This window comes from Micromonospora musae, from assembly GCF_003626545.1.
Lineage (GTDB): Bacteria > Actinomycetota > Actinomycetes > Mycobacteriales > Micromonosporaceae > Micromonospora > Micromonospora musae.
Map to the genome: position 1 here is coordinate 747,247 of NZ_RAZS01000001.1, position 24,629 is coordinate 771,875.

Consider the following 24,629-nt stretch of genomic DNA (forward strand, 5'->3'; position numbering starts at 1 on the left):
CGGCGTTCGCGCATGCGCTGCCGGTGACGGTCCGGTCGCGTAACGTCGGCTCATGCCGAGCATGCCGAAGTCGCTCTTCTGGACCCGGACGGACACAGCCGGGGCCGAGCACGCCCTCTTCGACGACGGTCAGGGGCTGGCGGCCAGGGGCACGATGCTCGCCGTCGACCCCGTCCCGTGGACCGGCCGCTACCAGGTCAGCACCGATCCGGCGTGGGCCACCACCCGGGTCGAGGTCGAGGTGGAGGGCACCGGCTGGCTGCGCAGCGTACGGCTGGAACGGGCGGCCGACAGGTGGCGCGTGACCACCGCCGAGCAGGGTGACCTGGACGGGGCGCTGGCGGCGGCCGGGTACGCCCCGGCCGGGCTGCCCGGCACCGACGACCCGGACCGGCTGGCCGACGCGCTCGACGTCGACCTCGGCGGCTCCCCGCTCTTCAACGCGCTGCCGGTGCACCGGCTCGGGCTGGCCGGCGCACCCGCCGACCGGTCGCACCGGATCACGGTCGCCTGGGTGCTGGTGCCGAGCCTGATGGTGGTCGCCGCCGAGCAGGTCTACACCTCGCTCGGGCCGGGACGGGTCCGGTTCGCGAGCGACACCTACAGCGCCGAGGTGGAGCTCGACGGCGAGGGGTACGTGCTGCGTTACCCGGGGCTCGCCGAACGGATCGACCCGCGCTGAGGCGGGCGCGGCGCTCCCCGGCGGGGCCGGCGTCCCCGGCGGTTCCCGCTGGGCGGGGTCAGGCGAGACGGGTTCGGGCGGGGCGGGGTCAGGCGGCGGGCGGGCTGACCGGCCGGGGGCGGTTCTCCCACTTCGTGGAGAGCGCGATGCCGGTCCGGGTGGAGGCCACGCCGGGTGTCCGGTTCAGCCGCACGATCAGCTGCTCCAGCTCGGCGATGGTGCCGACCCGCGCCTTGAGCAGGAACGACTCGACGCCGGCCATGAAGTAGCAGGACTCGATCTCGGGCATCTTCCGGAACGCCGCCAGCACGTCGTCCGTGTCGGCGCCGGAGTCCTCCACGATGCCGATGAGCGCGGTCACGCCCAGCCCGACCGCCTCCGGCTCGACGTCGGCCCGGTAGCCCCGCAACACACCGCTGGTCTCCAGCTTGCCGACCCGCTCGTGTACGGCCGGCGCGGAGAGGCCGACCTGGCGCGCGAGTTCGGCGTACGAGAGCCGGGCGTTGGTGCGCAGCAGGTCCACGAGGTTGAGGTCGATCGCGTCCACGGAAGGTGACCCTAGCTCGTCGGGCGTAACGCGAGGACTTCGGCATCCGTTGGACATGACAGTAGGTAACAGTTCACGTACGCAGGGTCAAAGGAGCGCATCGCCGGTACCATTGACTAACTTCCCACTCAGTGCGTTTTTCGCGTTTGGCGGACAGGCCAGGTCGCTGGTGCTGTAATTGCCATACGTCCCTCATGACGGCTCTGGGCTCGCACCAGCCGGGGGCAGTGTGTTCAGCCGGGGGCTTCGTCGACGCGAGGAGGGGGCTGTGGACACTGGAGATCGCCTGCTGACACCGGGTGAGGTCGCCGCGCTGTTTCGGGTAGACCCGAAAACTGTGACGAGATGGGCGGCGGCGGGCCGGATCGGCAGCATCCGGACTCCAGGCGGGCATCGCCGGTTTCGGGAATCCGAGGTGCGGGCCCTGCTTGAAGGGGAGGGCATGCTGGAGGAGACCGACGAGGCGGGCAAGCCACGCAACACCGGCCCGGCTGCCGCGACCGGTCCCGGTCCGGCGAACGCCGGCATGTACTGAGTTTGGTGCGAGGTCACAACGTGAGCCGGGGCCCGACGGTGCCCGGTTCGCGTACCACCCGCGGCCCGGTGGCCGGCGACGTCAGTCCCGGGCCGCGCCGAGCTCACCCGACCAGCGGCGGAACAGCGTGTGCGGCACGCCCAGGGCGTCCAGCACCTTTCCCGCGATGAAGTCGACGAGCTGCTGCGCCGAGGCGGACGCCCCGGCCCCGTAGAAGCCAGGGCTGGCGGGCAGCACCACCGCACCGGCGTCGTGCAACGAGATCAGGTGCTCGAGGTGGCTACGGGTCACCGGGGTCTCCCGGGGCACCACCACCACCGGACGGCGTTCCTTGAGGTTCACCTCCGCCGACCGTTGCAGCAGATCCTTCGACAGGCCGATCGCGATGCCCGCGCACGCCGCGGTGCTCGCCGGCACCACCGCCATCCCGCGCACCCGGTACGAGCCACTGCTCGGCCCGGCCGCCAGGTCCCCCGCGGGCCAGTGCCGCACGTCGGCGTCGCCGAGGTCCCGGCCGAGCCAGCCGGCGAGGTCGTCGACCCAGTGCGCGTCGCGGAACGGTCGCCCGGTCTCGTCGAGCAGCGTGAGCCGGGCGGCCCGGGACACGATCAGGTCGACCGGCTCACCCGCGTCGAGCAGCCCGGAGATGACGGCGGCCGCGTAGGGCGTCCCGGACGCGCCGGAGACACCGACAACCCAGGGCTCGCGTACGCCGTCGCGCCGCACCCCGGTCACGGCCGCAGGCCGAGCCGGACCACCAGGTCGAGCAGGGCGAAGACGAAGAGCGCGATACCGACGAACCCGTTCGCCGTGAAGAACGCCCGGTTGACCTTGCTGAGGTCGGTCGGGCTGACCACCACGTGCTGGTACGCGAAGGCGACCGCGGTCAGCGCCAGGCCGATCCACCAGAGCCAACCGAAGCCGACGAGCGCACCGAACCACAGGAAGAGCGCGAACGTCACCACGTGCGCGACGGTCGAGGCGTGCAGCGCGAAGCGTGCGCCGTACCGGGCGGGGACGCTGTGCACCCCGATCTGCCGGTCGATCTCGATGTCCTGGCAGGCGTAGATCAGGTCGAAGCCGCCGATCCAGAGGCCGACTGCCGCGCCGAGCAGCCAGGCCGGCCCGGAGCCGGCGAAGGTGCCGGTGACGGCGAGCCAGGCACCGACCGGCCCGACCGCCTGGGCGATCCCCAGGATGGCGTGCGGCCAGTTGGTGAACCGCTTGCCGTACGGGTAGACGACCAGCGGCACCACCGCGAGCGGGGCGAGCGCCAGGCAGAGCGGGTTGAGCAGCGCCGCGGCGGCCAGGAAGACCACGAGCGCGACCGCGGCGCCGGTCCAGGCCGTCCGTACGCTCACCGCACCGGTGACCAGCTCCCGCCGGGCCGTACGCGGGTTCCGCCCGTCGATGCGCCGGTCGAGGATCCGGTTGGCGGCCATCGCGAACGTCCGCGCCCCGACCATCGCGACGGTGATCAGCAGCAGGTCGAGCCAGCGCACCCGCCCGCCGTTCACCTGCATGGCGGTGAGCGCGGAGAGGTACCCGAAGGGCAGCGCGAAGACCGAGTGTTCGATGGTGACCAGGCGCAGGAACGACTTGACCCGACCCGGGCGTTCCACCGGCGCGTCGAGAACCGCCATCAGATCCCGTACTCCTTCCAGCGCTTGTCGACCAGGGAGACCACCTCGGGCGACATCCGCATCTCCTCCGGCCAGCCCCGGCTGTAGCCCTCCTCGGGCAGTTTCCGCGTCGCGTCGACGCCCGCCTTGCCGCCCCAGAACTGCTGGTACGACGAGTGGTCGAGGTGGTCCACCGGGCCCTCGGTGAGCAGCAGGTCGCGAGCGTAGTCGACATTGCCGAAGGCGCGGAACGCCACCTCGTTGTAGTCGTGCACGTCGCAGTCCTCGTCGACGATCACGATCAGCTTGGTCAGCGACATCAGGTGCGCTCCCCAGATCGCGTTCATCACCTTCTGCGCGTGCTTCGGGTAGCGCTTGCGGATCGACACGATCGCGCAGTTGTGGAAGACGCCGGCGGCCGGCAGGTCGTAGTCGACGATGTCCGGGATCAGCAGCTTGAGCAGCGGCTGGAAGATCCGCTCGGTGGCCTTGCCCAGGCCGTGGTCCTCCTGGGGCGGCTTCGAGGTGACGATCGAGTGGTAGACCGGGTCGCGCTGCATGGTCATCGCCTCGATGTGCAGCACGGGGAACGGCTCGACCGGGGTGTAGAAACCGGTGTGGTCGCCGAACGGGCCCTCCGGCAGCCGCTCGCCGGGCTCCAGGTAGCCCTCCAGCACCACCTGCGCGTTCGCCGGCACCTGGAGCGGGACGGTGAGGCAGTCGACCATCTCGACCCGCTCGCCGCTCAGGAAGCCGGCGAACAGGTACTCGTCGATGTCGCTGGGCAGCGGCGCCGAGGCTGCGTACGACACCACCGGGTCACAGCCGATCGCGACCGCGACGGGCAGGCGCTGGCCGAGCCGCTCCGCGACCGCGTGGTGCGCGGTGGAGTCCTTGTGGATCTGCCAGTGCATGCCGAGCGTGTTGCGCGAGTGCTGCTGGAGCCGGTAGAGGCCCAGGTTGCGCTTGCCGGTCTCCGGGTGCTTCGTGTGGGTCAACCCGAAGTTGTGGAAGATCCCGCCGTCGTCGGGCCAGACCTGGAGGCCGGGGAGCCGGTTCAGGTCGACGTCGTCGCCGCGGTAGACCACCTGCTGGCACGGCGCGGTCTTCACCTTGCGCGGCGGCAGCGACTTGAGCTGCATGACCTTGCCGAGCCCTTCGCGGATGCCCGACCAGCCGACCGGCAGCTCCGGCCTGATCAGCTCGCCGATGCGGGCGCCGACCTCGTCGAGCGACTCGACGCCCAGCGCCATCGCCATCCGCTTCTCGGTGCCGAAGAGGTTGATCGCCACCGGCATCTCACCGCGCGTCGGGCGTTCGAAGAGCAGCGCCGGCCCGCCCTCACGTACCGTCCGGGTGACGACCTCGCTGATCTCCAGGGTCGGGTCGACCGGGACGCTCACCCGCCGTAGTTCGCCCGCGCGCTCCAGCGCCGCGAGGAAGTCCTTGAGGTCGGTGTACGGGAAGCCACGAGCCGCCATGCCCGCCAGTCTCCCGCACCGGCGCTCCGACCGCCGCCACCGGGTCGGTGATGTCGCCGCCCCGGTGTGGGCTCCCCCACATCACAGCGCCGAAGGGGGTGATCATGTCGGTGCGCCCCGGCACCATACGGTGCCCCGTAGCCGAGCGAAGGAGAGTCACGATGCCGCGTCGCACGTCCGTCTCGCTGAACGTCGTCGAGCGAGGCGCGGGTGTCCCGGTGCTGGCGCTGCACGGCTGGACGCCCGACCACCGGCTGATGCTCGGCTGCCTCGAACCGGTCTTCGCCGCCCGCCCCGGCTATCGCCGCCTGTATCCGGACCTGCCCGGCATGGGCAAGTCACCGGCTCCGCCGGAGATCGCCGGCTCGGACGACGTGCTCGCCACCCTCCAGGACCTTGTGGACGACCTCCTCGGCGACACACCCTTCCTGCTCGTCGGTGAGTCCTACGGCGGTTACCTCGCCCGCGCCCTGACCCGGTCTCGGCCGAGGCAGGTGCTGGGGCTGGCGCTGATCTGCCCCGTCGGCACGGCCGTGGAGAAGGAGGAGCGCCGGGTGCCGCAGCCCACGGTGCTGCGGCCCGACCCCGACCTGCTCGCGGCGACCGACGCCCGGACGGCGGGCGAGTTCGCGGACCTGGCGGTCGTGCAGACCCCGGAGACGCTGCGCCGGTTCCGTGAGGAGGTCCTGGCCGGTCTCGACGTCGCGGACACCACGGCGATGGCCCGCATCCGGCAGCGGTGGACGCTCACCGAGGACCCGGAGGGCGGCGCGCCGTTCACCCGCCCGAGCCTGATCCTCACCGGGCGGCAGGACCACGCCACGGGCTACCTCGACCAGTTCGCGCTGCTGCCGCACTACCCACGGGCGACGTTCGCGGCGCTCGACGTCGCGGGTCACAACCTCCAGATCGAGCAGCCCGCGCTCTTCGACGCCCTGATGAGCGAGTGGCTCGACCGGGTGGCGACCGAAGCCGGCTGACCGGCCCGCTCAGCGGCCCTCGACTCCGTCGAGGCCTAGGCCGAGGCCGTTGGTACGGGATCGGCCGGCGTCCAGGCGTACGCGGCCAGCGGCGGGTCGAGCGGCGCGTCGACGAGCCGGTTGGCGAAGGTCGAGATGGTGTACGTCCCGACGCCGAGCACCACGTCCAGGGCGTTGCGAGGCAGGTAGCCGGCGGCCAGGAAGGCGGTCAGCTCCTCCTCCGGGACGCCGCCCCGCCGGTCGAGCGCGGCGAGCGTGAAGCGCCGCAGGGCCTCGAGCCGGTCGCCGGGCAGGGCGGTGCCGGCGCGCAGCGCGGCGATCAACTCGGGGGCGGCGCGGTGCCGGGTCAGGGTGGCGGTGTGCATGGCGAGTCGGCCTCGGCGGTCGATGATCGACTCGGGTTCCTTGAAGTCGGGGTGTCCCGCCCACCGTGATGCCACGACTTCCATGAAGTCGAGTCGATCAAGCCCCGCGCGGACCGACCCAGCCCCGCGCGGACCGACCCCCTACGGATCGACGAGCTGCTCAGCAGGCGCGGCGGCCGATCACGTGGCCGCCACCCGCCCGCGTAGCGCCTCGGTTCAGAGGCCGCCGTACGAGTGCAGGCCGGTGAAGAAGATGTTCACCCCGAACAGGTTCATCAGCATGGTGAAGAAGCCGAGCACGGCGATCCAGGTCGCCACGTTCCGCTTGACGCTCGGGGTGGCCCGGGCGTGCAGGTAGCCCGCGTACACCACCCAGGAGATGAACGCCCAGGTCTCCTTCGGGTCCCAGCCCCACGGGCGGCCCCAGGCCGCCTCGGCCCAGATCGCCCCGGCGATCACCGCGAAGGTGAAGATCGGGAACGAGAAGGCGTGCAGCACGAAGGTGAGCCGCTCCAGCGCGGCCGCCGCCGGCAGCCGCTTGGCCAGGGTGTACGGGAAGCTGCGCTTGCCCGCCTCGTACCCGCGGCGCATCAGGAACGCCACCGCCGGCACCACGCCGAGCAGGAAGATGCCGGAGCTGAACACGATGGTCGAGACGTGGACGACGAACCAGTACGAGTTCAACGCCGGGACCAGCGGCACCACCGGCACGTAGAGCACCAGCTCGGCGGTGGCCACCAGCAGCACCATCACCAGGGTGAGGAAGAGGCCGAGCTTGCGCAGCGACGGCCGCTTGACGAGCACCACCAGCCAGGCGGCGACACCGATGAAGGTGACCGTGAGCACGAACTCGTACATGTTGCCCCACGGCATCCGGTCTGCGGCGAGGCCGCGGGTGACCAGTGCGACGAGGTGCAGCACGGCGGCGACCGCGGTGGCCACCACGGCAACCAGACCGGCCAGCCGGGCCCGACCGGCGGCGCGGTCGGCCACGGGCGTCACCGGCGGCGTCGGCTCGGCGGACTTGACGATCATCCCACCGGGCGCGCCGGCACCGGCGCCCACCAGCTCCCGTTCCCGCTGGGGTGCCGCGGCGGCCCGGACCCGGCCGTTGCCGAGGGCGAACTCGACGGCGTGACTGATCATCGCGACCAGGTACGCCAGGATCGCGAACGTCACCAGCTGGTCGGAGAGTGCGGACATCAGTCGGTCCCTTCCCGCATCCCGGCCCGATCGCTTCCGTCGCGATCCGTGCCGGCCCGCTCGTCCGGCCGCCCGTCACCGCTGACCGCGGCGACGAGCTGCGCGAACTCGTCGACGAACCCTGGATAGTCGGTGCGCGGCAACCCACCGGCCTCGACCAAACTACTACCGGCCGTCGGAGTTTCGCCTGTGGGGTCCGCGGATCCACCGGACGTCACCCGGAAGAAGACCCGACGTCGCCGTCCGAAGAGCGACCCCATCAGCCCGGCCAGCAGGAAGCCGCAGCTCACCAGCAGTACGCCCGAGCCGGGATCGTGCCGGACGGAGAGCGTGATGTAGCGCCGGGTGCCGAGGAACTCGACAGTGCTGCCGTCGTCGAGCTTCCAGCTCTCGCCCTGCTTGAGCACCTTGTCGCCGACCTGCTTGACCTTGCCCATCCGGACCTGCCGCTGGTCGAGCTGGTAGACCGAGCCGGGGATGCCGGCGTCCAGGCCGAGGTTGCCCCGGTAGGCGACCAGGTTGAGCAACGGGTTGCGCTCGGTCGGATACTCCGAGCGCACGTACGGCGGGGCGTCCGGCGCGGTCGGCAGGTAGAGACCGGTGAAGGCCACCTGCTGGTTCGAGTCCTTCTTGCCGGTCTTCGGGTCGAGGTTGGCGTCCGGAAAGGCGGCCAGCCCCTCACTGGTCAGACCCATGTCACCGGTGGTGAGGAAGGGCTCCACGCTGGTCTGGCTGCGCCCGTACCGGTCGGTGTAACGGATGATCGGGGCGTACCCGTGACCGAGGAGGTACAGGTTGGCGCCGTCGAGCCGCAACGGCGAGTTGACCGAGAAGTCGGCGGTCCGGGTCGACTTACCGGGCTCGTCCACGGTCACCGTGGCGTTGAAGGACGACGGCTGCCCCGATTCGAGGAACCGGGCGTGGAACTCGTCCAGGGTCACGCAGAAGCCGGGCAGATTCCCGGTGTCCACCCGCGGGCCGAGCTTCGCCTCGGCGTACTGCTGGCGGGTGTTGCAGAAGGACTTGTCCTCGCCGGCGACGAGCAGCCGGTTGCCGCTCCAGCCGTACCAGTGGCCGAGCGCGACGCCGACCAGGACGACCAGCAGCGAGGTGTGGAAGATCAGGTTGCCGGTCTCCTTGAGGTAGCCCTTCTCGGCGGAGACCTCGTTGCCCCGGACCGTCACCCGCCAGCGGCGGCGGCGCAGCACCTCGGCGATCGCCGCCACGCCCCCGGCCGGGAGGGTCAGCACCGAGTGCTGCGGCAGCCGGTCGAGTCGCTTCGGCGCGGCCGGCGGCTTCGACCGCAGGGCCCGGAAGTGGTCGCGCAGCCGCGGCGTGATGCAGCCGATCAGCGAGGTGAAGAGCAGCAGGTAGATCGCCGAGAACCAGACCGAGCCGAAGACGTCGAAGCCGCCGATCTGGTCCAGCCTCGGTGCCAGGTCGGGGTGCTCGGTGAAGTACTCGTTGACCTTCTCCGGGCTGACGTTGCGCTGCGGGAGCACCGAGCCCGGAATCGCCGCGATCGCGAGCAGGAAGAGCAGCACCAGCGCCGTACGCATGCTGGTCAGCTGCCGCCACGAGTTGCGCAGCAGGGCCAGCAGACGGTTCGGGCGGCGACGCGGCGCCTCGGCCGGGGGAGCGGGCCGCTCGTCCAGGACGGTCATCAGATGCTCACCTCACCAACGCCGACGGTGGTCTGCAGCCAGATCACGACGTTCGTCCAACCGCCGGTGACCAGCGCGAGGCCGATCACGATCAGCAGTGCGCCGCCGACCCGGGTGACCCAGCGGCTGTTCCGGCGGATGGCGCGGAACACCCCGAGCAGCCGCTGGAAACCCAGCCCGAAGACGACGAACGGGATGCCCAGCCCCAGGCAGTACGCCACGGCGAGCACCACGGCCCGGTCGACCTGCCCGCTGACCGTGGCCATCCCGGTGACCGCGGCGAGCGTCGGGCCGACGCACGGCACCCAGCTGAGCGCGAAGACCGCGCCGAAGACGGGCGCCCCGAGCAGGCCGGCGGCCGGCAGCCGGTGGATCCGGAACTCGCGCTGCATACCGGGGACGATGCCGACGAAGGCGAGCCCCATCAGGATGATCAGCGCCCCGATGACGATCTCCAGCGTCCGCTCGTACTCGAAGAAGACCTTCCCCACGCTGGCGAAGAGGACCGCGGTGGCGGTGAAGACCACGGTGAAACCGGCGATGAAGAGCATTGTCCCGGCGAGCACCCGGCCCTTGACCGCGGCCACCGCGCTGCGGGGGGTCGCCAGGCGGGGCGCCGCGACGGCGACCCCGCCGCCGGAGCCGCCGCCGTCCGGCACGTCGACGCCACCCACCGGCGGCGTCTGCCGCGCCCGGCCCTCCAGGTCGGCGCCGGCCAGGCCGGTGACGTAGGAGAGGTAGCCGGGGACCAGCGGGAGCACGCACGGGGAGAGGAAGCTCACGACGCCGGCGAGCACCGCCGCGCCGATGGCGAGCAGCAGCGGCCCGGAGAGGGCTACCTGCCGGAACGTCTCGCCCATCAGTTCGGACCGCTGGTCGGCTGCTCGGCGGCGATCCGCTCGACTATCGGCTTCAGGCCCTCCTGCTTGACCGCGGCCCGGATCACCACCGCGATCCGGCCCTCACGATCGAGCACCACCGTCGCCGGGATGGTGTTCGGCGGGATGTCCAGAGCGAGCGCCATCCGGCTGGCCGGGTCGAAGAGGCTCTGGTAGGTGACCCCGAAGCTCTGCTCGAACGCGAGCGCCTTGTCCTTGTTGTCCTGGACGTTGATGCCCAGGAAGGTCACTCCGCTGGCCTTGGTCGCCTGGTAGGTGGCCTCCAGGTCGTCGGCCTCGGCCCGGCACGGCGCGCACCACGAGCCCCAGAAGTTGAGTACGACCACCTGGCCCCGGGCCTGGGAGACGTCGTAGTTCCCACCGGTGAGCAGCTCACCGGCGACCTTCGGGGGTGCCGACCGCTGGTCGGGCGCGCACTCGATGACGCCTTCCGGGCTGGTACCGCAGGCCTTCTCCTCGCTGGGCGAGGTGCAACCGGCGAGCGCCACCGCGGCGACGGTGGCGAGCAGACCGGCGGTCCACCTCCGGGCGCGCGTCATCAGGCCCCCTTGGCCGTCCGGGCGGTCGGCGACATGGCGACCAGGTGCGCGGCGGGTTCGGAGTAGCCGATGCCGGCCACCTTCGCCCCGTCGAAGTGGAAGGAGGTGAGGCTGGCCAGGGAGCACTGCCGCCGGCGCGGGTCGTGCCAGAGCCGCTTGCGCTCGACGTACCGGCGCAGCGTCCAGATCGGCAGCTGGTGCGAGACCAGCACCGCCTCACGCCCCTCGGCGGCGATTCGGGCGGCGTGCAGCGCGGCGAACATCCGCTCCGCGATCGCCTGGTACGCCTCGCCCCACGAAGGGGTGATCGGGTCGCGGAGCACCCACCAGTTACGCGGGTCACGGAACGATCCGTCACCCGGGGAGACCCGCTTGCCCTCGAACCAGTTGGCGCTCTCGATGAGCCGCTCGTCCACCCCGACCGGCAGCCCGAACTGCCCGGCGATGGGCTCGGCGGTCTGCTGCGCGCGCTCCAGCGGGCTGGCGACGACGTGCACCACGTTCCGCTCGGCGAGCCCCTGCGCGGCGGCCTTGGCCATCTGCACACCGAGCTCGGAGAGGCGGTAACCGGGCAGCCGCCCATAGAGGATCTTGTCCGGATTGTGCACCTCACCGTGCCGGAGCACGTGAACGACCGTACTGCTCACCGCACCTACCCCCCGTGACCCGCCGCTGCCGCTGCCCGCGCCGCGCTCGGCAACGCCGAGGCGATCTGTTCCAGGGCGGCGTCGTCCAGCGCCGCCGAGACGAACCAGGACTCGAACGCGCTCGGCGGCAGGTAGACACCCGCGGCGAGCATGGCGTGGAAGAACGCCTTGAACGCCGGCACGTGCTGAGTCCGCGCGCTGTCGTAGTCGACCACGTCGGCGTCGGTGAAGAAGATCGAGAACATGCTGCCCGCGTACGACAGCCGGTGCGCGACCCCCGCGGCGGCCAGCGCGTCGGACGCCAGCTTGCCCACGAAGGCGGCCGTGTCGTCCAGCTTGCGGTAGAGCGCGTCGTCGGCCAGCCGCAGGGTGGCCAGGCCGGCGGCGCAGGCCAACGGGTTACCGGAGAGCGTGCCGGCCTGGTAGACCGGGCCGGCCGGGGCGAGCCGGGCCATGATCTCCGCACGGCCGCCGAACGCCGCCGCGGGCAGGCCGCCCCCCATGACCTTGCCGTACGTCCAGAGGTCCGCGTCGGACGGGTCGAGGCCGTGCCAGCCGGAGCGGGAGACCCGGAACCCGGTCATCACCTCGTCGACGACGAGCAGCGCGCCGTGTGCGTGCGCGATGCGGGCCAGCTCCTGGTTGAAGCCGTCACGCGGGGCGACCACGCCCATGTTGCCGGCGGCCGCCTCGGTGATGATCGCCGCGATGTGCTGTCCCTCGGCGGCGAAGGCCTCCTCCACCGCGCGCAGGTCGTTGTACGGCAGCACGATGGTCTCGCTCGCCGCCGCGCCGGTGACGCCGGGCGAGTCGGGCAGGCCGAGGGTGGCCACGCCGGAGCCGGCGGCGGCGAGCAGCGCGTCCACGTGTCCGTGGTAGCAGCCGGCGAACTTGACGATCTTGGATCGGCCGGTGAAGCCCCGGGCCAGCCGGATCGCCGACATGGTGGCCTCGGTGCCGGAGTTGACCAGCCTGACCTGCTCGACCGGGGTCCGGTCCACGATCTCGGCGGCCAGCTCCACCTCACCCGGCGTCGGCGTGCCGAAGCTGGTGCCGAGGGCGGCGGCGGCCTGCACGGCGGCGACCACCTCCGGGTGGGCGTGACCGAGGATCAGCGGGCCCCAGGAGCAGACCAGGTCGACGTAGCGCCGGTCGTCGGCGTCGTAGAGCCACGGGCCCTCCCCCCGGACCATGAAGCGCGGGGCGCCCCCGACCGCGCGGAAGGCGCGCACGGGGGAGTTCACCCCGCCCGGCACGATGGCGCGGGCGCGGTCGAAGAGGGCCTCGGAGGCCGGAGCGTCGGCCGGGTAGCGGCCGGATCCGGCGGAAAAGGTATCGGTCACGATGCCGTCATTGTGTCAGCGCCGGCAGGTGAACCGGCAGGCACCCCGGCCCGGGGTTACCCGGCTCACCCGGGAAACGGATGGCGGGGCGACGACTCCTCGGCGGGCCGGGTCGATCAGATCGGGTTAGGCTGGGCCGGTGGATCGCGCCGAACTGTCCATCACGCTACACCGGGCGGGTGACGAGGCCGTGCTGCGCCTCGCCGGTGAGATCGACATGCTCACGGCCGCCCAGCTATCGACCGTCGTGAACGAGGTGCTCACCGAGCCGCCGGCCCGGATCGTGCTCGACCTCGCCGGGGTCACCTTCTGCGACTCGCAGGGGCTGGGCACGTTGGTCGTTCTCAGCCGCAAGGCGAGTCACGCGCAGAGCCTGCTGATCCTCACCCACGTGGGCGATTTCCTGCTCCGCGTCCTGGACATCACCGGCCTTCGCTCGGCCCTGATGATCCGCAACGACCAACCCGCCAGCTAACCCCAGCCCGCCCCTCCCCGGCCTTGGCCCCGGCCGATCTCTCGGTTGATCATGAAGCTATTGCCGCTCGATGCCCGACATGTCGGCAATAACTTCATGATCAACAAGTCGTCCGGCCCCCGAGTGGGGGTGTGGGCGTGGGGTGGGTGGGTCAGGTGGGGGTGCCCCAGCGGGCTTGTTCGAGCAGTTCGACAGCGCGGTCGCGGGCCTCCGGGTCGTCACCGCGCAGCAGCGCCGTCGCCTCGTCGACCGCGTCGGTCAACAGCCGCCACTGCGTGTCCCGCTCCCGCACCAGATCGGACTGGGCGGCCAGCTGGCGGGTCTTGACCCACAGCTCCACGAAGACCGAGACCTTGGCGCGCAGCACCCAGGGGTCGAACGGCTTGGTGAGGTAGTCGACCGCGCCGACCTGATAGCCGCGCAGGGCCAGCTGGGCGTCCCGGTCGGCGGCCGTGAGGAAGATGATCGGTACGTGCCGGGTCCGCTCACGCCGCTTGATGTGGCCCGCCGTCTCGAAGCCGTCCATGTCCGGCATCTGGGCGTCCAGCAGGATCACCGCGAAGTCGTCCACCAACAGCTGCTTGAGCGCCGCCTCACCGCTCTCCACCGCCACCGCCTGGACCGGCAGGCCCTGGAGGATCGCCTCCAGGGCCATCAGGTTCTCCCGACGGTCGTCCACCAACAGCGCCTTGGCCATCTGGGTCACGAGCTCTCCTCGGTCCGGCTGCCGCTGATCCAGGACGACATGAGTTCGATCAGCTCGTCCAGGTCGACCGGCTTGGTGATGTAGTCGCTGCCACCGGCCGCCAGGGCGGACTCCCGGTCGCCCGGCATCGCCTTCGCGGTCAGGAAGACGATGGGCAGGTCCGCGAACCGGTGGTTCCGGCGGATCTGCCGGGTCGTCTCGTACCCGTCCTGGTCGGGCATCATGGCGTCCATCAGCACGATGTCCACCTCCGGGTGCTCGGCGAGCAGGCGGACGCCGTCCGCCCCGTTGTCCGAGTACAACACGGTCATCCCGTGCAGTTCCAATGCGCTCGTCAGCGCGAAGACGTTCCGGACGTCGTCATCGACGATCAACACGGTCGCCCCGTCGAGCCGTCGGCTGACCGGGGCCGCAGCCGGCTCCGGCAATTCCAGCGGCGGCATGAGCAGCGACGACGGCAGTCCGGCCCGGGCCGGCGACGGCGGCAGCGGAGCCACCACCGCGTCCGGGGCGAGTACGTCCGGAACGAAGAGCGTGAAGGTCGAGCCCTGCCCCGGCGCCGACGTGACGGTGATGGTGCCGCCGAGCAGGCGGGCCAGGTCACGGCTGATCGACAGGCCGAGACCCGTACCGCCGTACCGGCGGCTGGTCGTGCCGTCCGCCTGCTGGAACGCCTCGAAGATGATCGACAGCTTGTCGTCCGAGATGCCGATGCCGGTGTCGATCACGGTGAACGCGATCACGTGCTGCGCGTTGGTCAACGTCGGTACGTCGAAGACCGCGCTCTCGGCCGCCGGGGCGATCCGCAGCGTCACCGCGCCGTTGTCGGTGAACTTCACCGCGTTCGAGAGCAGGTTGCGCAGGATCTGCTGCAACCGCTGCGCGTCGGTGACCACGGACCCCGGCAGGTCCTTGCTCACGCGTACCTGGAAGTCGAGGCCCTTCTCCTCCGCCTGCGGGGCGAACGCCTGCTCGACGTAGCCCCGGATGTCGCCGAACCGGACCTCGGTCGGCTCGACATCCATCCGGCCCGCCTCGATCTTGGACAGGTCCAGGATGTCGTCGATCAGGGAGAGCAGGTCGGAGCCCGCGCCGTGGATGGTCCGGGCGAACTCGATCTGCTTCGGGGTCAGGTTCTGCTCCGAGTTCTCCGCCAGCAGCCGGGCCAGCAGGAGCAGCGAGTTCAGCGGCGTACGCAGCTCGTGGCTCATGTTCGCGAGGAACTCCGACTTGTACGCCGAGGCGCGGGTGAGCTGCTGGGCCTTCTCCTCCAGGCCCAGCCGGGCAAGCTCGATCTCCCGGTTCTTGACCTCGATGTTGCCCTTCTGCTCGGAGAGCAGCGTGGCCTTCTCCTCCAGCTCCGCGTTGGTCCGCTGCAGCTCCGCCGACTGCTCCTGGAGCTCGTGCGCGAGCCGCTGCGACTGCGCCAGCAGCTCCTCCGTACGCCGGTTGGCCTGGATGGTGTTGACCGCGATGCCGATGGTGAGCACCAGCCGCTCCAGGAACGACAGGTGCAGCTCGGAGAAGGGGACGACGCTGGCGAACTCGATCACGCCGAGCAGCTCGCCCTCGAAGAGCACGGGGAGCACCACGAGATCGGCCGGGGGCGTGCTGGCCAGCCCGGAGCGCAGCGTCAGCGAGCCGTCCGGGGCGGTGCTGACCCGGATGGTCCGGCGGGAGAGCGCCGCCTGGCCGACCAGCCCCTCACCCGGCCCGAACGTGACGTCGTGCCCGCGGGCCACGTACCCGTAGGAGGCGGTGAGCCGCAGCCGCATGCTGCCGTCGGAGTTGTCCACCAGGAAGAACGCGCCGAGCTGCGCGTCCACCAGCGGAGTCACCTCCACCATGATCATGCGGCAGACCTCGCCGAGGTCGCGCTGCCCCTGGAGCAGGCCGCTGATCCGGGCGAGGTTCGAGTCCAGCCAGCCCTGCTCGGCGTTCTTCTTCGTCGTCTCCCGGAGGGTGACGATCATCTGGTTGATGTTGTCCTTCAGCTCGGCGACCTCGCCCTGCGCCTGGACGTTGATCCGCTGGGTCAGATCCCCCCGGGTGACGGAGGTGGAGACCTCGGCGATGGCCCGCAGCTGGGTGGTGAGCGTGGAGGCGAGCTGGTTCACGTTCTCGGTGAGGTCCCGCCAGGTGCCGGAGACCCCCTTCACCTGCGCCTGACCACCGAGCTTGCCCTCGATGCCGACCTCCCGGCCGACCCGGGTCAACTCGTCGGCGAAGGAGGAGAGCTGATCCACCATCGTGTTCACGGTGTTCTTCAGCTCCAGGATCTCGCCCTGCGCGTCCACCGTGATCTTCTGGCCGAGGTCGCCCTTCGCGACCGCGGTGGTCACCGAGGCGATGTTCCGCACCTGCGCAGTCAGGTTCGACGCCATCGAGTTCACGTTGCCCGTCAGGTCCCGCCAGGTACCCGAGACTCCCTTCACCTGCGCCTGACCACCGAGCTTCCCCTCGGTACCCACCTCGCGGGCCACCCGGGTCACCTCGTCGGCGAACGACGACAGCTGATCCACCATCGTGTTCACGGTGTTCTTCAGCTCCAGGATCTCGCCCTGCGCGTCCACCGTGATCTTCTGCGACAGGTCACCCTTCGCCACCGCCGTCGAGACCTGGGCGATGTTGCGCACCTGCGCTGTCAGGTTCGAGGCCATCGAGTTCACGTTGTCCGTCAGGTCCCGCCAGGTGCCCGCGACGCCGCGCACCTGGGCCTGACCGCCGAGCTTCCCCTCGGTGCCCACCTCACGGGCCACCCGGGTCACCTCGTCGGCGAACGACGACAACTGGTCCACCATCGTGTTGACCGTCGACTTCAGCTCCAGGATCTCGCCCCGGGCGTCCACCGTGATCTTCTGCGACAGGTCACCCTTCGCGACCGCGGTGGTCACCGAGGCGATGTTCCGCACCTGGCTGGTCAGGTTCGACGCCATCGAGTTCACGTTGTCCGTCAGGTCCCGCCAGGTACCCAGAACACCCTTCACCTGCGCCTGACCACCGAGCTTCCCCTCGGTGCCCACCTCACGCGCGACCCGGGTCACCTCGTCGGCGAACGACGACAGCTGATCCACCATCGTGTTCACGGTGTTCTTCAGCTCCAGGATCTCGCCCTGCGCGTCCACCGTGATCTTCTGCGACAGGTCACCCTTCGCCACCGCCGTCGACACCTGTGAGATGTTCCGCACCTGCGCCGTCAGGTTGCCGGCGAGCTGGTTCACGTTCTCGGTGAGGTCCCGCCAGGTGCCAGAGACGCCGCGTACCTGCGCCTGGCCACCGAGCTTCCCCTCGATGCCCACCTCACGGGCCACCCGGGTCACCTCGTCGGCGAACGACGACAGCTGATCCACCATCGTGTTCACGGTGTTCTTCAGCTCCAGGATCTCGCCCTGCGCCGCCACCGTGATCTTCTGCGACAGGTCACCCTTCGCCACCGCCGTCGAGACCTGGGCGATGTTGCGCACCTGCGCCGTCAGGTTCGAGGCCATCGAGTTGACGCTGTCGGTCAGGTCCTTCCAGGTGCCCGCCACGTTCGGCACTTCCGCCTGACCACCGAGCTTCCCCTCGGTGCCCACCTCACGGGCCACCCGGGTCACCTGCTCCGCGAAGAGCCGCAGCGTGTCGGTGAGCGAGTTCATGGTGTCGGCCAGCTCGGCGACCTCACCGCGCGCCCCGACGGTGATCTTCTGCGACAGGTCGCCCTTGGCGACCGCCCGCGCCACCTGGGAGATCGACCGAACCTGACCGGTGAGGTTCGACGCCATGGTGTTCACCGAGTCGGTGAGGTCCTTCCAGGTGCCCGCGACGCCCCGAACGTCGGCCTGGCCACCCAACTTGCCCTCGGTGCCCACCTCGCGAGCCACCCGGGTCACCTCGTCGGCGAACGACGACAGCTGATCCACCATCGTGTTGACCGTGCGCCCGATGCGCAGGTACTCACCGCGCAGCGGTCGCCCGTCGATCTCCAGCGCCATGTGCTGGGAGAGATCGCCGTCAGCGACCGCGACGATCACCCGGGCGATCTCGGTGCTCGGCCGGCCCAGGTCGTCGATGAGCGAGTTGACCGCCCGGTTCCCCTCGGCCCAGGAGCCGTCCAGCCCCTCCTCGTCCAGGCGCTCGGTGAGCCGGCCGTCCCGGCCCACGACCCGGCTGATCCGCCGCAGGTCGAGATACTGCCGCTCCTGGAGCGAGACCACCTCGTTGAAGGCGTCCGCGACCTCCCCGACCCGCCCGGCGCGTCGGGGCAACCGCACCTTGAGATCACCGCGGCGCACCCGCCGCAGCGCCTCGGTCAGTTCATCGAGGAGAGCCTCGTGGTCGGGCGCGGAAGAGTCCGCCACCGACTGCTTCACCGTGGTCATTCTTCCTCGTCTCAGCTCGGGGGCCACCGGCTCGTGCCGAGATGCCGGCCATCCCATATTGTGCCCGCGGACGCGCCGTTGCCAGGGCGCGTGGCCGCCCGCCACGCCCCGAGAGCACGGTGAGCGGTGCCGATGTGGGTGCGGGTTGGCAGTCGCCCGGGTGGCGGTGGAGGATACGAGAGTGTCGGCGGAGACGAGGCCCGCTACGGCCGGGGGCCCGGACGGGCACGTCCGGCGCGTGCGCCTGCCCGCCGATCGGCGTACGCCCGCGGCGGCCCGCGCCCTCGTGCGCTCGGTGCTGACCGAGGCACACCTGGACGAACTGCTCAACGAGGCCCTGCTGCTCACCACCGAGCTCACCACGAACGCGGTGGAACACGCCGGCACGGACCTGGACATCGAGGTCACCGCGGATGAGATCGGGCTGACCGTCACGGTCTCCGACTTCGCGTCCGGTCCCGTCGAGGAGCTGATCGTCGGCGTACGCAACGAGGCCGACGAGATCACCGAGGTGGCCGAGCGCGGCCGGGGGCTGCTGCTCGTCGACCACTTCGCCAGCCGGTGGGGCACCACCTACCTGCCCACCGGCAAGGGCGTCTGGTTCCGGCTCGACCGGTCGGGGGATGCCGACGCCGGGTCGGAGCACGCCGCCCACGGCACACCGAGCGGCGACCCGCAGCCGGCCACCGCCGCCCCGAGCGCCGCTGCGGTGAGCGAGCTGATGAAGATCAGCCCCGACGCGTACGCGGACGATCCGCTGCCGGACTTCGCCACCCACCTGCTCACCGGGGTGGCCGAGATGGTCGGCGCGGCCGGCGGGCTGATCCGGTTGGACCGGGGCGACGGCACGGGCCCCCAGGTGCTGGCCCGCTACGGCCGGCAGCCCCGAGCGGGGAACAAGCTGCTCCACGTGCCGTTGACCGTGCACCGCCCCTACGCCGGTGAGCTGGAGCTGGACGCCGCGCCGTCGGCGTACGCCGGGCCGCTGGCCGTGCTCGCGGCCGAACGGTTGTCGCTGCACCTGGAGAACGACCGGCTGCGCCGCGCCGACGTACGCCGGCAGGCCTGGCTGACGTTCCTCGCCGAGGCGAGCGAGCTGCTCGCCCAGTCGCTGGATGTCGAGTTGACCATGGCGCTGATTCCGCAGCTGGTGGTGCCCCGGCTGGGCCAGTGGTGCGCGGTGCACACGACCGACGAGTGGGGGCGCCTCCGGCTCGCGGCGGCCAGCCACGCCGACGAGTCGGTCCTGCCGCAGCTGCACAAGGTGCTCGCCGAGACCGGCCCGGACTCGGTCCAGGCCCGGCTGCGCGAGGCGACCCGCAGCGCCGCGCAGGTGCCACTGGGCGGGCCGATGGAGGGCTTCGCCGTACCGCTGATCGCCCGCGGCCAGCGGCTGGGGACCCTGGCCGTCGGCCGGCACCAGCGGCACCGGCACGACCCGGACGAGGTCGCGGTGCTGGAGGACGTCGCCCGGCGGGCCGCGTTGGCGATCGAGAACGCCCGGATCCACGCCGAGCGCCGCCGGGTGGCGCAGACGCTGCAACAGTCGCTGCTGCCGCCCGTGCTGCCGGTGGTCGAGGGGATCGGCTTCGCGGCCGAGTACGTACCGACCGGGGGCGACGCCGACGTCGGCGGCGACTTCTACGACGTGGTGCCGCTGCCGGACGGGCGGTGGCTCGTGGTGATCGGGGACGTCTCCGGCAAGGGCGTGCAGGCCGCCGCGGTCACCGGGCTGGTCCGGGACGTCATCCGCGTGCTGGTCGGCGACGGCAAGCCGCTGCCCGAGGTGCTGGCCCGTCTCAACGAGACCCTGGTCGAGCGGGGCGGCGGCCGGTACTGCACGTTGGCGCTCGCGGCGGTCGGCCCGGTCGTCGGCGGCCGGCTCGACGTCTCCCTGCACCTGGCGGGCCACGACCGGCCGGTGCTGCTGCGCGGCGGGGGCGGGGGCGGCTTCGTCGGCACCGGCGGCACGGCGCTCGGCCTGCTCGACCGGATCAGTACCCCCACCGCCGAGGTGCCGCTCGCCCCGGGCGACGCGCTGGTCTTCTACACCGACGGCGTCACCGAACGGCGGCGCGGCCGGGAACTCTTCGGCACCGAGCGGCTCCGCGAGGCCGCCGCGCCGCTGGCCGGTTACTCGGCCGACGTGGTCGCCGCCCGGCTGCGGGCCACCGCGCTCGGCTTCTCGGTCGAGGCGCCGCGCGACGACATCGCGATCCTCGTCCTGCGCAACGAGGCCGCCTGACCGGGCGCCAGCGCGCGTGGCTTGATCAACTCGTCTTCATTGAAGTCGGGGTGTCCGCTGCTCACGGACGCCCCGACCTCAAGGATCCCGAGTCGATCAAGGACCGGGGTCGCTCCACGGGCTCGACGCGGGCACCGCGGACGGGCGGCGGGCCGTAGGTTGGCCCGTATGTCGACTGCCGTGAATGCTGTCGCCGGCGTGCCGCGACTGGTCCGTACCGTCCTGGTCGCCCAGTTGGCGGTGGCCGTCGCCTTCGTCGTGGTCGCGGCGCTCTACGTCGGACGGATGGCGACCGCCGGAGTCGGCCCGGCCGAGATGCTGACCGGGGCGTACGACCCGAAGGATCTTGTTCCGTACGGCCTGCACGCCGCGAACCCGTTCTTCTGGCTGTACGCCGCCGTCTCGCTCCTGTACGTGGTGGGCGCAGTGCTCACCCTGCCGATGGCGGTCTACGCCGCGGCGGTGGCCGCCCGGGACGCCGACCTGCTCTCCCGGCGCGTCCGGACGCTTCTGCTGGTCGGCGCGGGCGTCACGACGCTGCTCCTGATCATCCGGTTCACTCCGGTCGCCGCCGACATGCACCGCTGGTGGCTCGACTGACTCCGCCGGGCAAATCCAGGACGGAACTCGCCCGTCCATGACGGGAGCCGGCCCGGAAGTGCGGCTCGCCCGCGCGGCTTGATCGACTCGTCTTCCCTGAGGTCGGGGTGTCCGGGTCGTACGGACAGCCCGACTTCAAGGATCCCGAGTCGATCAAGGACCAGAGTTCACGGTGGGGTCAGCCGCCGCCGGGGAGGCGGCCGGGGGCGAGCCGGTGGTGCGGGTCGAGGTGCGCCTTCGCGGCGCGCAGCCGGGGCAGCCCGGTCAGCTCGCCCCAGAGGTCGACCGCGCGGCGCACCGGGGTGGGCGCCGACAGGACCACGCACCGCCCCTTGCGCGCCAGCAGCACGCCCCGGACGGCGGCCAGGATCGAGGCGATCCGGTCGGCGGGGAGCGAGCCGGGCAGCGCCGCGTGCACCACGCCGAGGCCGGCGGAGCCGCGTACGGGCACCGGGGCACCCGCCGCGTCACGCAGTGCGTAGACGGCCGCATGCAGGTCGGTGATCGGCACCTCTATCCGCAACGCGGTGTCGCCCGGCCCGAACGGGTAACGCCGCCACCACGGCGGGGCCGAGTGGGTGACCAGGGCGCCGTCGAGAAGGGACACCAGGCGTTCGGCCCGCTCGACGGCCTCCGCCGGACCACCTTCGAGCAGCACCACGACGCTGCCCGCCCGGGACGGGGCGTCCGCCCGCCCGCCCATCGAGGGGTGGCGAGCGCGGGCCGCAGCGGCCGGACCGGTCGGGTCGATCGGGCGACGGGGCCGGGGCAGGGCGGGTAGGTCCAGCTCGATCGCGGCCGGATCGAGGCGCGCGGCGAGGATCGTGCGCACCAGGTCGTGCACCTCGAGCGGCGTCCAGACCGGACGGGAGACCCAGAGTCGGGTGGCCGGCACGGCCTGCACCCGCAGGGTGGCCGAGACCAGCACGCCGAGCGCCCCCTGCGATCCGCAGAGCAGGCGCGCCAGGTCGAGCCCGGGCGCGCCACCGCCGGCGCTCACCAGCTCGCCGTCGGCGGTCAGGTAGCGCACGCCGACCAGCTGGTCGCAGGGCGTGCCGTGCCGGTGCCGCAGCGGCCCGGCCTCGCCCGCGGCGAGCACGCCGCCCAGGGTCGCACCGGGCGAGGGCGCGTCGACGGCGAGCCGCTGGCCGGTGCGGTCGAGCGTCGCCTGCACCGCCCGCAGCGGTGTGCCGGCCCCCACCTCGGCCACGGCCGCGCCGACCGGCTCGTGGCCGATCCCGGCGAGCCGGCCGGTGTCGAGCATGATGTCGACCTGCTCCGGTGCCGCACCCCAGTCGATCTTGGTGCCGGCACCCCGGGGAACCACCGTGAGACCGTGCCTCGCCGCGAGCCGGAGCACCTCAGCCGCCGCCTGCGGGCCGCCCGGCACCGCGACCCAGCGGGCGGCGCGCCCGGCCACCTCGTCGGCCGGGCCGGCGAACCGGGCGAACGGCGGGCCGCAGATCTCCGTGAGCCGTTGGGTGATCTCGAGCGCTCCGGACCTGTCGATCGAACTCGCTGCAGCCGCCATGCCGGTCATCGTACATGCGTTCGAATGCCGTGGTGGGGAATCGCGGCGGAGGCGGTGCGCGTACCCGGCGACGATCGGTGCTCGGCCGGTAACGTGGCGGCCGTGACCACCGACACTTCCCCGCCCCAGGCCAAGCGGGTGCCCGCGGAGCGCAAGCACCACGGCGACACCGTCATCGACGAGTACGCCTGGCTGGCGGCCAAGGACGACCCCGAGACGATCGCCTACCTGACGGCCGAGAACGACTACACCGAGGCGCGCACGGCACACCTGGCCGAGCTCCGCGAGCAGCTGTTCGAGGAGACCCGGCGGCGCACCCAGGAGACGGACCTGTCGGTGCCGACCCGCAAGGGCGGCTACTGGTACTACGCCCGCACGGTCGAGGGGCAGCAGTACGGCGTGCAGTGTCGGCGCGCCGTTCGCGACGGCGAGACCGAGCCGCCGGTGAGCGTCGACGGCGCACCGCTCGACGGCGAGGAGGTGCTGCTCGACGGCAACCAGCTGGCCGAGGGGCACGACTTCTTCGCGCTCGGCGCGTTCGACGTGAGCCCGGACGGACGCTGGCTCGCGTACTCGACGGACTTCTCCGGGGACGAGCGGTTCACCCTGCGGGTCAAGGACCTGACCACCGGCGAGCTGCTCCCCGACGAGGTGCCGGACACCTTCTACGGCTCCGCCTGGTCGAGCGACGCGTCGGTGCTCTTCTACGTCACCGTGGACGACGCCTGGCGGCCGTACCGGGTCTGGCGGCACACCATCGGCTCGCCCTCCGCCGAGGACGTGGTGGTGCACCAGGAGGACGACGAGCGGTTCTGGGTCGGCGTCGAGCTGACCCGTTCCGAGAAGTTCATCGTCATCGACATCCACAGCAAGATCACCAGTGAGGTGCTGGTGATCCCGGCCGGCAACCCGACGGGGCTGCCGGCCGCCGTCGCGCCCCGCCGGCAGGGCGTCGAGTACACGGTGGAGCACCACGGCCACCGCTTCCTGATCCTGCACAACGACGGCGCGGAGGACTTCGCGCTGGCGTACACCTCGGCGGACACGCCGGGCGACTGGGTGCCGCTCATCGAGCACTCCCCCGGCACCCGGCTGGAGGCGGTGGACGCGTTCGAGAACCACCTGGTGGTCTCGCTTCGTACGGACGGGCTGACCGGGCTGCGGGTGCTGCCGATCGGCGGCGGCGACGGGTACGACATCGACTTCCCCGAGCCGCTCTACAGCGTCGGCCTGGACGCGAACCCCGAGTACCGGACGGGGCAGATCCGGCTGCACTACTCCTCGCTGATCACCCCGGACTCGGTCTACGACTACGACCTGGTGACCCGGCAGATGGTGCTGCGCAAGCAGAAGCCGGTGCTTCCCGGGCCGGACGGGCGGCCGTACGACCCGGACGCCTACGAGCAGCACCGGGACTGGGCGCTCGCCGACGACGGCACCCGCATTCCGATCTCGCTGGTCCTGCGCAAGGGCACCCCGCGCGACGGCTCCGCCCCCTGCGAGCTCTACGGCTACGGCTCGTACGAGGCGAGCATGGACCCGTGGTTCTCGGTGGCCCGGCTCTCCCTGCTGGACCGGGGAGTCGTCTACGCGGTGGCGCACATCCGGGGCGGCGGCGAGCTGGGCCGGCGCTGGTACGAGCAGGGCAAGCTGCTGGCCAAGAAGAACACCTTCACCGACTTCGTGGCCTGCGCCCGGCACCTCGTCGAGTCGGGCTGGACGGCGGACGACCGGCTGGTGGCGCGCGGCGCGTCCGCCGGCGGGCTGCTGATGGGCGCGGTCGCCAACATCGCCCCGGACGCCTTCGCCGGGATCGTCGCGCAGGTGCCCTTCGTGGACGCGCTCACCTCGATCCTCGACCCGTCGCTGCCGTTGACCGTCACCGAGTGGGAGGAGTGGGGCAACCCGCTCGACGATCCCGAGGTGTACGCGTACATGAAGTCGTACACGCCGTACGAGAACGTGACGGCCGTCGACTATCCGGCGATCCTCGCGGTGACCAGCCTGAACGACACCCGGGTGCTGTACCACGAGCCGGCGAAGTGGATCGCGCGACTGCGGGCCACCGCGCCGCAGGGCGACTACCTGCTGAAGACCGAGATGGGCGCGGGCCACGGCGGCCCGAGCGGACGGTACGACTCCTGGCGCGAGGAGGCGTTCATCAACGCCTGGATCCTCGATCGGCTCGGTCGCGCCTGACGTGC

Annotated in this window: 21 protein-coding genes; 7 read left to right on the forward strand and 14 right to left on the reverse strand. The window is 71.6% G+C overall.

All coding sequences use genetic code 11. The features are described 5' to 3' along the window. The first annotated feature begins 52 nt into the window (after nt 1-52). Complete coding sequence (locus D7147_RS03495) at nt 53-682, forward strand: putative glycolipid-binding domain-containing protein (RefSeq protein WP_233562887.1); 630 nt, start codon at nt 53-55, stop codon at nt 680-682. A gap of 88 nt (nt 683-770) precedes the next feature. Here D7147_RS03495 and D7147_RS03500 read toward each other — a convergent pair whose 3' ends face one another. After that, entirely contained in the window at nt 771-1,229 is a 459-nt protein-coding gene (locus tag D7147_RS03500; RefSeq protein ID WP_120673753.1) for an Lrp/AsnC family transcriptional regulator, read from the reverse strand. Between the two features lie 268 nt (nt 1,230-1,497). Between D7147_RS03500 and D7147_RS03505 the strand changes: the two genes are divergently transcribed. Further along, nucleotides 1,498-1,764: a BldC family transcriptional regulator gene (locus D7147_RS03505; protein ID WP_120673754.1), complete on the forward strand. Its 267-nt coding sequence runs from the start codon at nt 1,498-1,500 to the stop codon at nt 1,762-1,764. An 81-nt stretch (nt 1,765-1,845) separates the two neighbouring features. On the opposite strand, the gene D7147_RS03510 is transcribed toward D7147_RS03505, so the two are convergent. From D7147_RS03510 to D7147_RS03520, 3 genes are read right to left on the reverse strand one after another with little or no spacing between them, the layout of a single operon-like run. Next, complete coding sequence (locus D7147_RS03510; protein WP_120673989.1) at nt 1,846-2,490, reverse strand: UbiX family flavin prenyltransferase; 645 nt, start codon at nt 2,488-2,490, stop codon at nt 1,846-1,848. Between the two features lie 5 nt (nt 2,491-2,495). Beyond that, complete coding sequence (gene mqnP, locus D7147_RS03515) at nt 2,496-3,407, reverse strand: menaquinone biosynthesis prenyltransferase MqnP (protein WP_120673755.1); 912 nt, start codon at nt 3,405-3,407, stop codon at nt 2,496-2,498. Beyond that, nucleotides 3,407-4,867, reverse strand: a complete 1,461-nt coding sequence (locus D7147_RS03520) for a menaquinone biosynthesis decarboxylase (RefSeq protein ID WP_120673756.1) — start codon at nt 4,865-4,867, stop codon at nt 3,407-3,409. The genes mqnP and D7147_RS03520 overlap by 1 nt, the downstream gene beginning before the upstream one ends. A gap of 161 nt (nt 4,868-5,028) precedes the next feature. Here D7147_RS03520 and D7147_RS03525 point away from each other — a divergent pair, with 161 nt between their 5' ends. Beyond that, entirely contained in the window at nt 5,029-5,847 is an 819-nt protein-coding gene (locus tag D7147_RS03525; protein WP_120673757.1) for an alpha/beta fold hydrolase, read from the forward strand. Between the two features lie 35 nt (nt 5,848-5,882). On the opposite strand, the gene D7147_RS03530 is transcribed toward D7147_RS03525, so the two are convergent. The 7 genes from D7147_RS03530 to hemL form a co-directional block, all read right to left on the reverse strand. Beyond that, a complete protein-coding gene (locus D7147_RS03530) occupies nt 5,883-6,296 on the reverse strand; it encodes a carboxymuconolactone decarboxylase family protein (RefSeq protein ID WP_233562888.1) in 414 nt (137 codons plus the stop codon). Between the two features lie 132 nt (nt 6,297-6,428). Next, on the reverse strand, nt 6,429-7,415 hold the full coding sequence (gene ccsB / locus D7147_RS03535; RefSeq protein WP_120673758.1) for a c-type cytochrome biogenesis protein CcsB: 987 nt from the start codon (nt 7,413-7,415) through the stop codon (nt 6,429-6,431). Further along, the gene (gene resB, locus D7147_RS03540; protein WP_120673759.1) at nt 7,415-9,079 is read right to left on the reverse strand and encodes a cytochrome c biogenesis protein ResB; all 1,665 of its coding nucleotides are present in this window, start codon (nt 9,077-9,079) and stop codon (nt 7,415-7,417) included. Before resB ends, ccsB begins: the two co-directional genes overlap by 1 nt. Next, nucleotides 9,079-9,939 (reverse strand): cytochrome c biogenesis CcdA family protein, encoded by an 861-nt coding sequence (locus tag D7147_RS03545; protein WP_120673760.1) that lies wholly within the window; start codon nt 9,937-9,939, stop codon nt 9,079-9,081. Before D7147_RS03545 ends, resB begins: the two co-directional genes overlap by 1 nt. Beyond that, nucleotides 9,939-10,517 carry a TlpA family protein disulfide reductase gene (locus D7147_RS03550; RefSeq protein ID WP_120673761.1) on the reverse strand — a complete coding sequence of 193 codons (579 nt, stop codon included), beginning with the start codon at nt 10,515-10,517 and terminating at the stop codon, nt 9,939-9,941. Before D7147_RS03550 ends, D7147_RS03545 begins: the two co-directional genes overlap by 1 nt. Next, nucleotides 10,517-11,164 carry a histidine phosphatase family protein gene (locus tag D7147_RS03555; protein ID WP_120673762.1) on the reverse strand — a complete coding sequence of 216 codons (648 nt, stop codon included), beginning with the start codon at nt 11,162-11,164 and terminating at the stop codon, nt 10,517-10,519. The genes D7147_RS03550 and D7147_RS03555 overlap by 1 nt, the downstream gene beginning before the upstream one ends. Before the next feature lie 5 nt (nt 11,165-11,169). Beyond that, nucleotides 11,170-12,507 (reverse strand): glutamate-1-semialdehyde 2,1-aminomutase, encoded by a 1,338-nt coding sequence (gene hemL / locus D7147_RS03560; RefSeq protein ID WP_120673763.1) that lies wholly within the window; start codon nt 12,505-12,507, stop codon nt 11,170-11,172. 139 nt (nt 12,508-12,646) lie between these two features. Here hemL and D7147_RS03565 point away from each other — a divergent pair, with 139 nt between their 5' ends. Beyond that, nucleotides 12,647-12,982 carry an STAS domain-containing protein gene (locus D7147_RS03565; RefSeq protein WP_120673764.1) on the forward strand — a complete coding sequence of 112 codons (336 nt, stop codon included), beginning with the start codon at nt 12,647-12,649 and terminating at the stop codon, nt 12,980-12,982. A 151-nt stretch (nt 12,983-13,133) separates the two neighbouring features. Here the strand turns inward: D7147_RS03565 and D7147_RS03570 are convergent, their stop codons facing one another. Both D7147_RS03570 and D7147_RS03575 read right to left on the reverse strand, forming a co-directional pair. Beyond that, the gene (locus D7147_RS03570) at nt 13,134-13,688 is read right to left on the reverse strand and encodes a response regulator (RefSeq protein ID WP_120673765.1); all 555 of its coding nucleotides are present in this window, start codon (nt 13,686-13,688) and stop codon (nt 13,134-13,136) included. After that, nucleotides 13,685-18,049 (reverse strand): HAMP domain-containing protein, encoded by a 4,365-nt coding sequence (locus tag D7147_RS03575; protein WP_120673766.1) that lies wholly within the window; start codon nt 18,047-18,049, stop codon nt 13,685-13,687. Before D7147_RS03575 ends, D7147_RS03570 begins: the two co-directional genes overlap by 4 nt. A 181-nt stretch (nt 18,050-18,230) precedes the next feature. On the opposite strand from D7147_RS03575, the gene D7147_RS03580 reads away from it, so the two are divergent. Together D7147_RS03580 and D7147_RS03585 are read left to right on the forward strand one after the other, a co-directional pair. Further along, the gene (locus D7147_RS03580; RefSeq protein WP_120673767.1) at nt 18,231-20,294 is read left to right on the forward strand and encodes a SpoIIE family protein phosphatase; all 2,064 of its coding nucleotides are present in this window, start codon (nt 18,231-18,233) and stop codon (nt 20,292-20,294) included. 168 nt (nt 20,295-20,462) lie between these two features. Continuing rightward, nucleotides 20,463-20,894 carry a hypothetical protein gene (locus tag D7147_RS03585; protein WP_147437324.1) on the forward strand — a complete coding sequence of 144 codons (432 nt, stop codon included), beginning with the start codon at nt 20,463-20,465 and terminating at the stop codon, nt 20,892-20,894. 178 nt (nt 20,895-21,072) lie between these two features. Here the strand turns inward: D7147_RS03585 and D7147_RS03590 are convergent, their stop codons facing one another. Next, complete coding sequence (locus tag D7147_RS03590; protein WP_120673990.1) at nt 21,073-22,425, reverse strand: FAD-binding oxidoreductase; 1,353 nt, start codon at nt 22,423-22,425, stop codon at nt 21,073-21,075. 102 nt (nt 22,426-22,527) lie between these two features. Here D7147_RS03590 and D7147_RS03595 point away from each other — a divergent pair, with 102 nt between their 5' ends. Then, on the forward strand, nt 22,528-24,624 hold the full coding sequence (locus tag D7147_RS03595) for a S9 family peptidase (RefSeq protein WP_120673991.1): 2,097 nt from the start codon (nt 22,528-22,530) through the stop codon (nt 24,622-24,624). Nucleotides 24,625-24,629 lie beyond the last annotated feature (5 nt).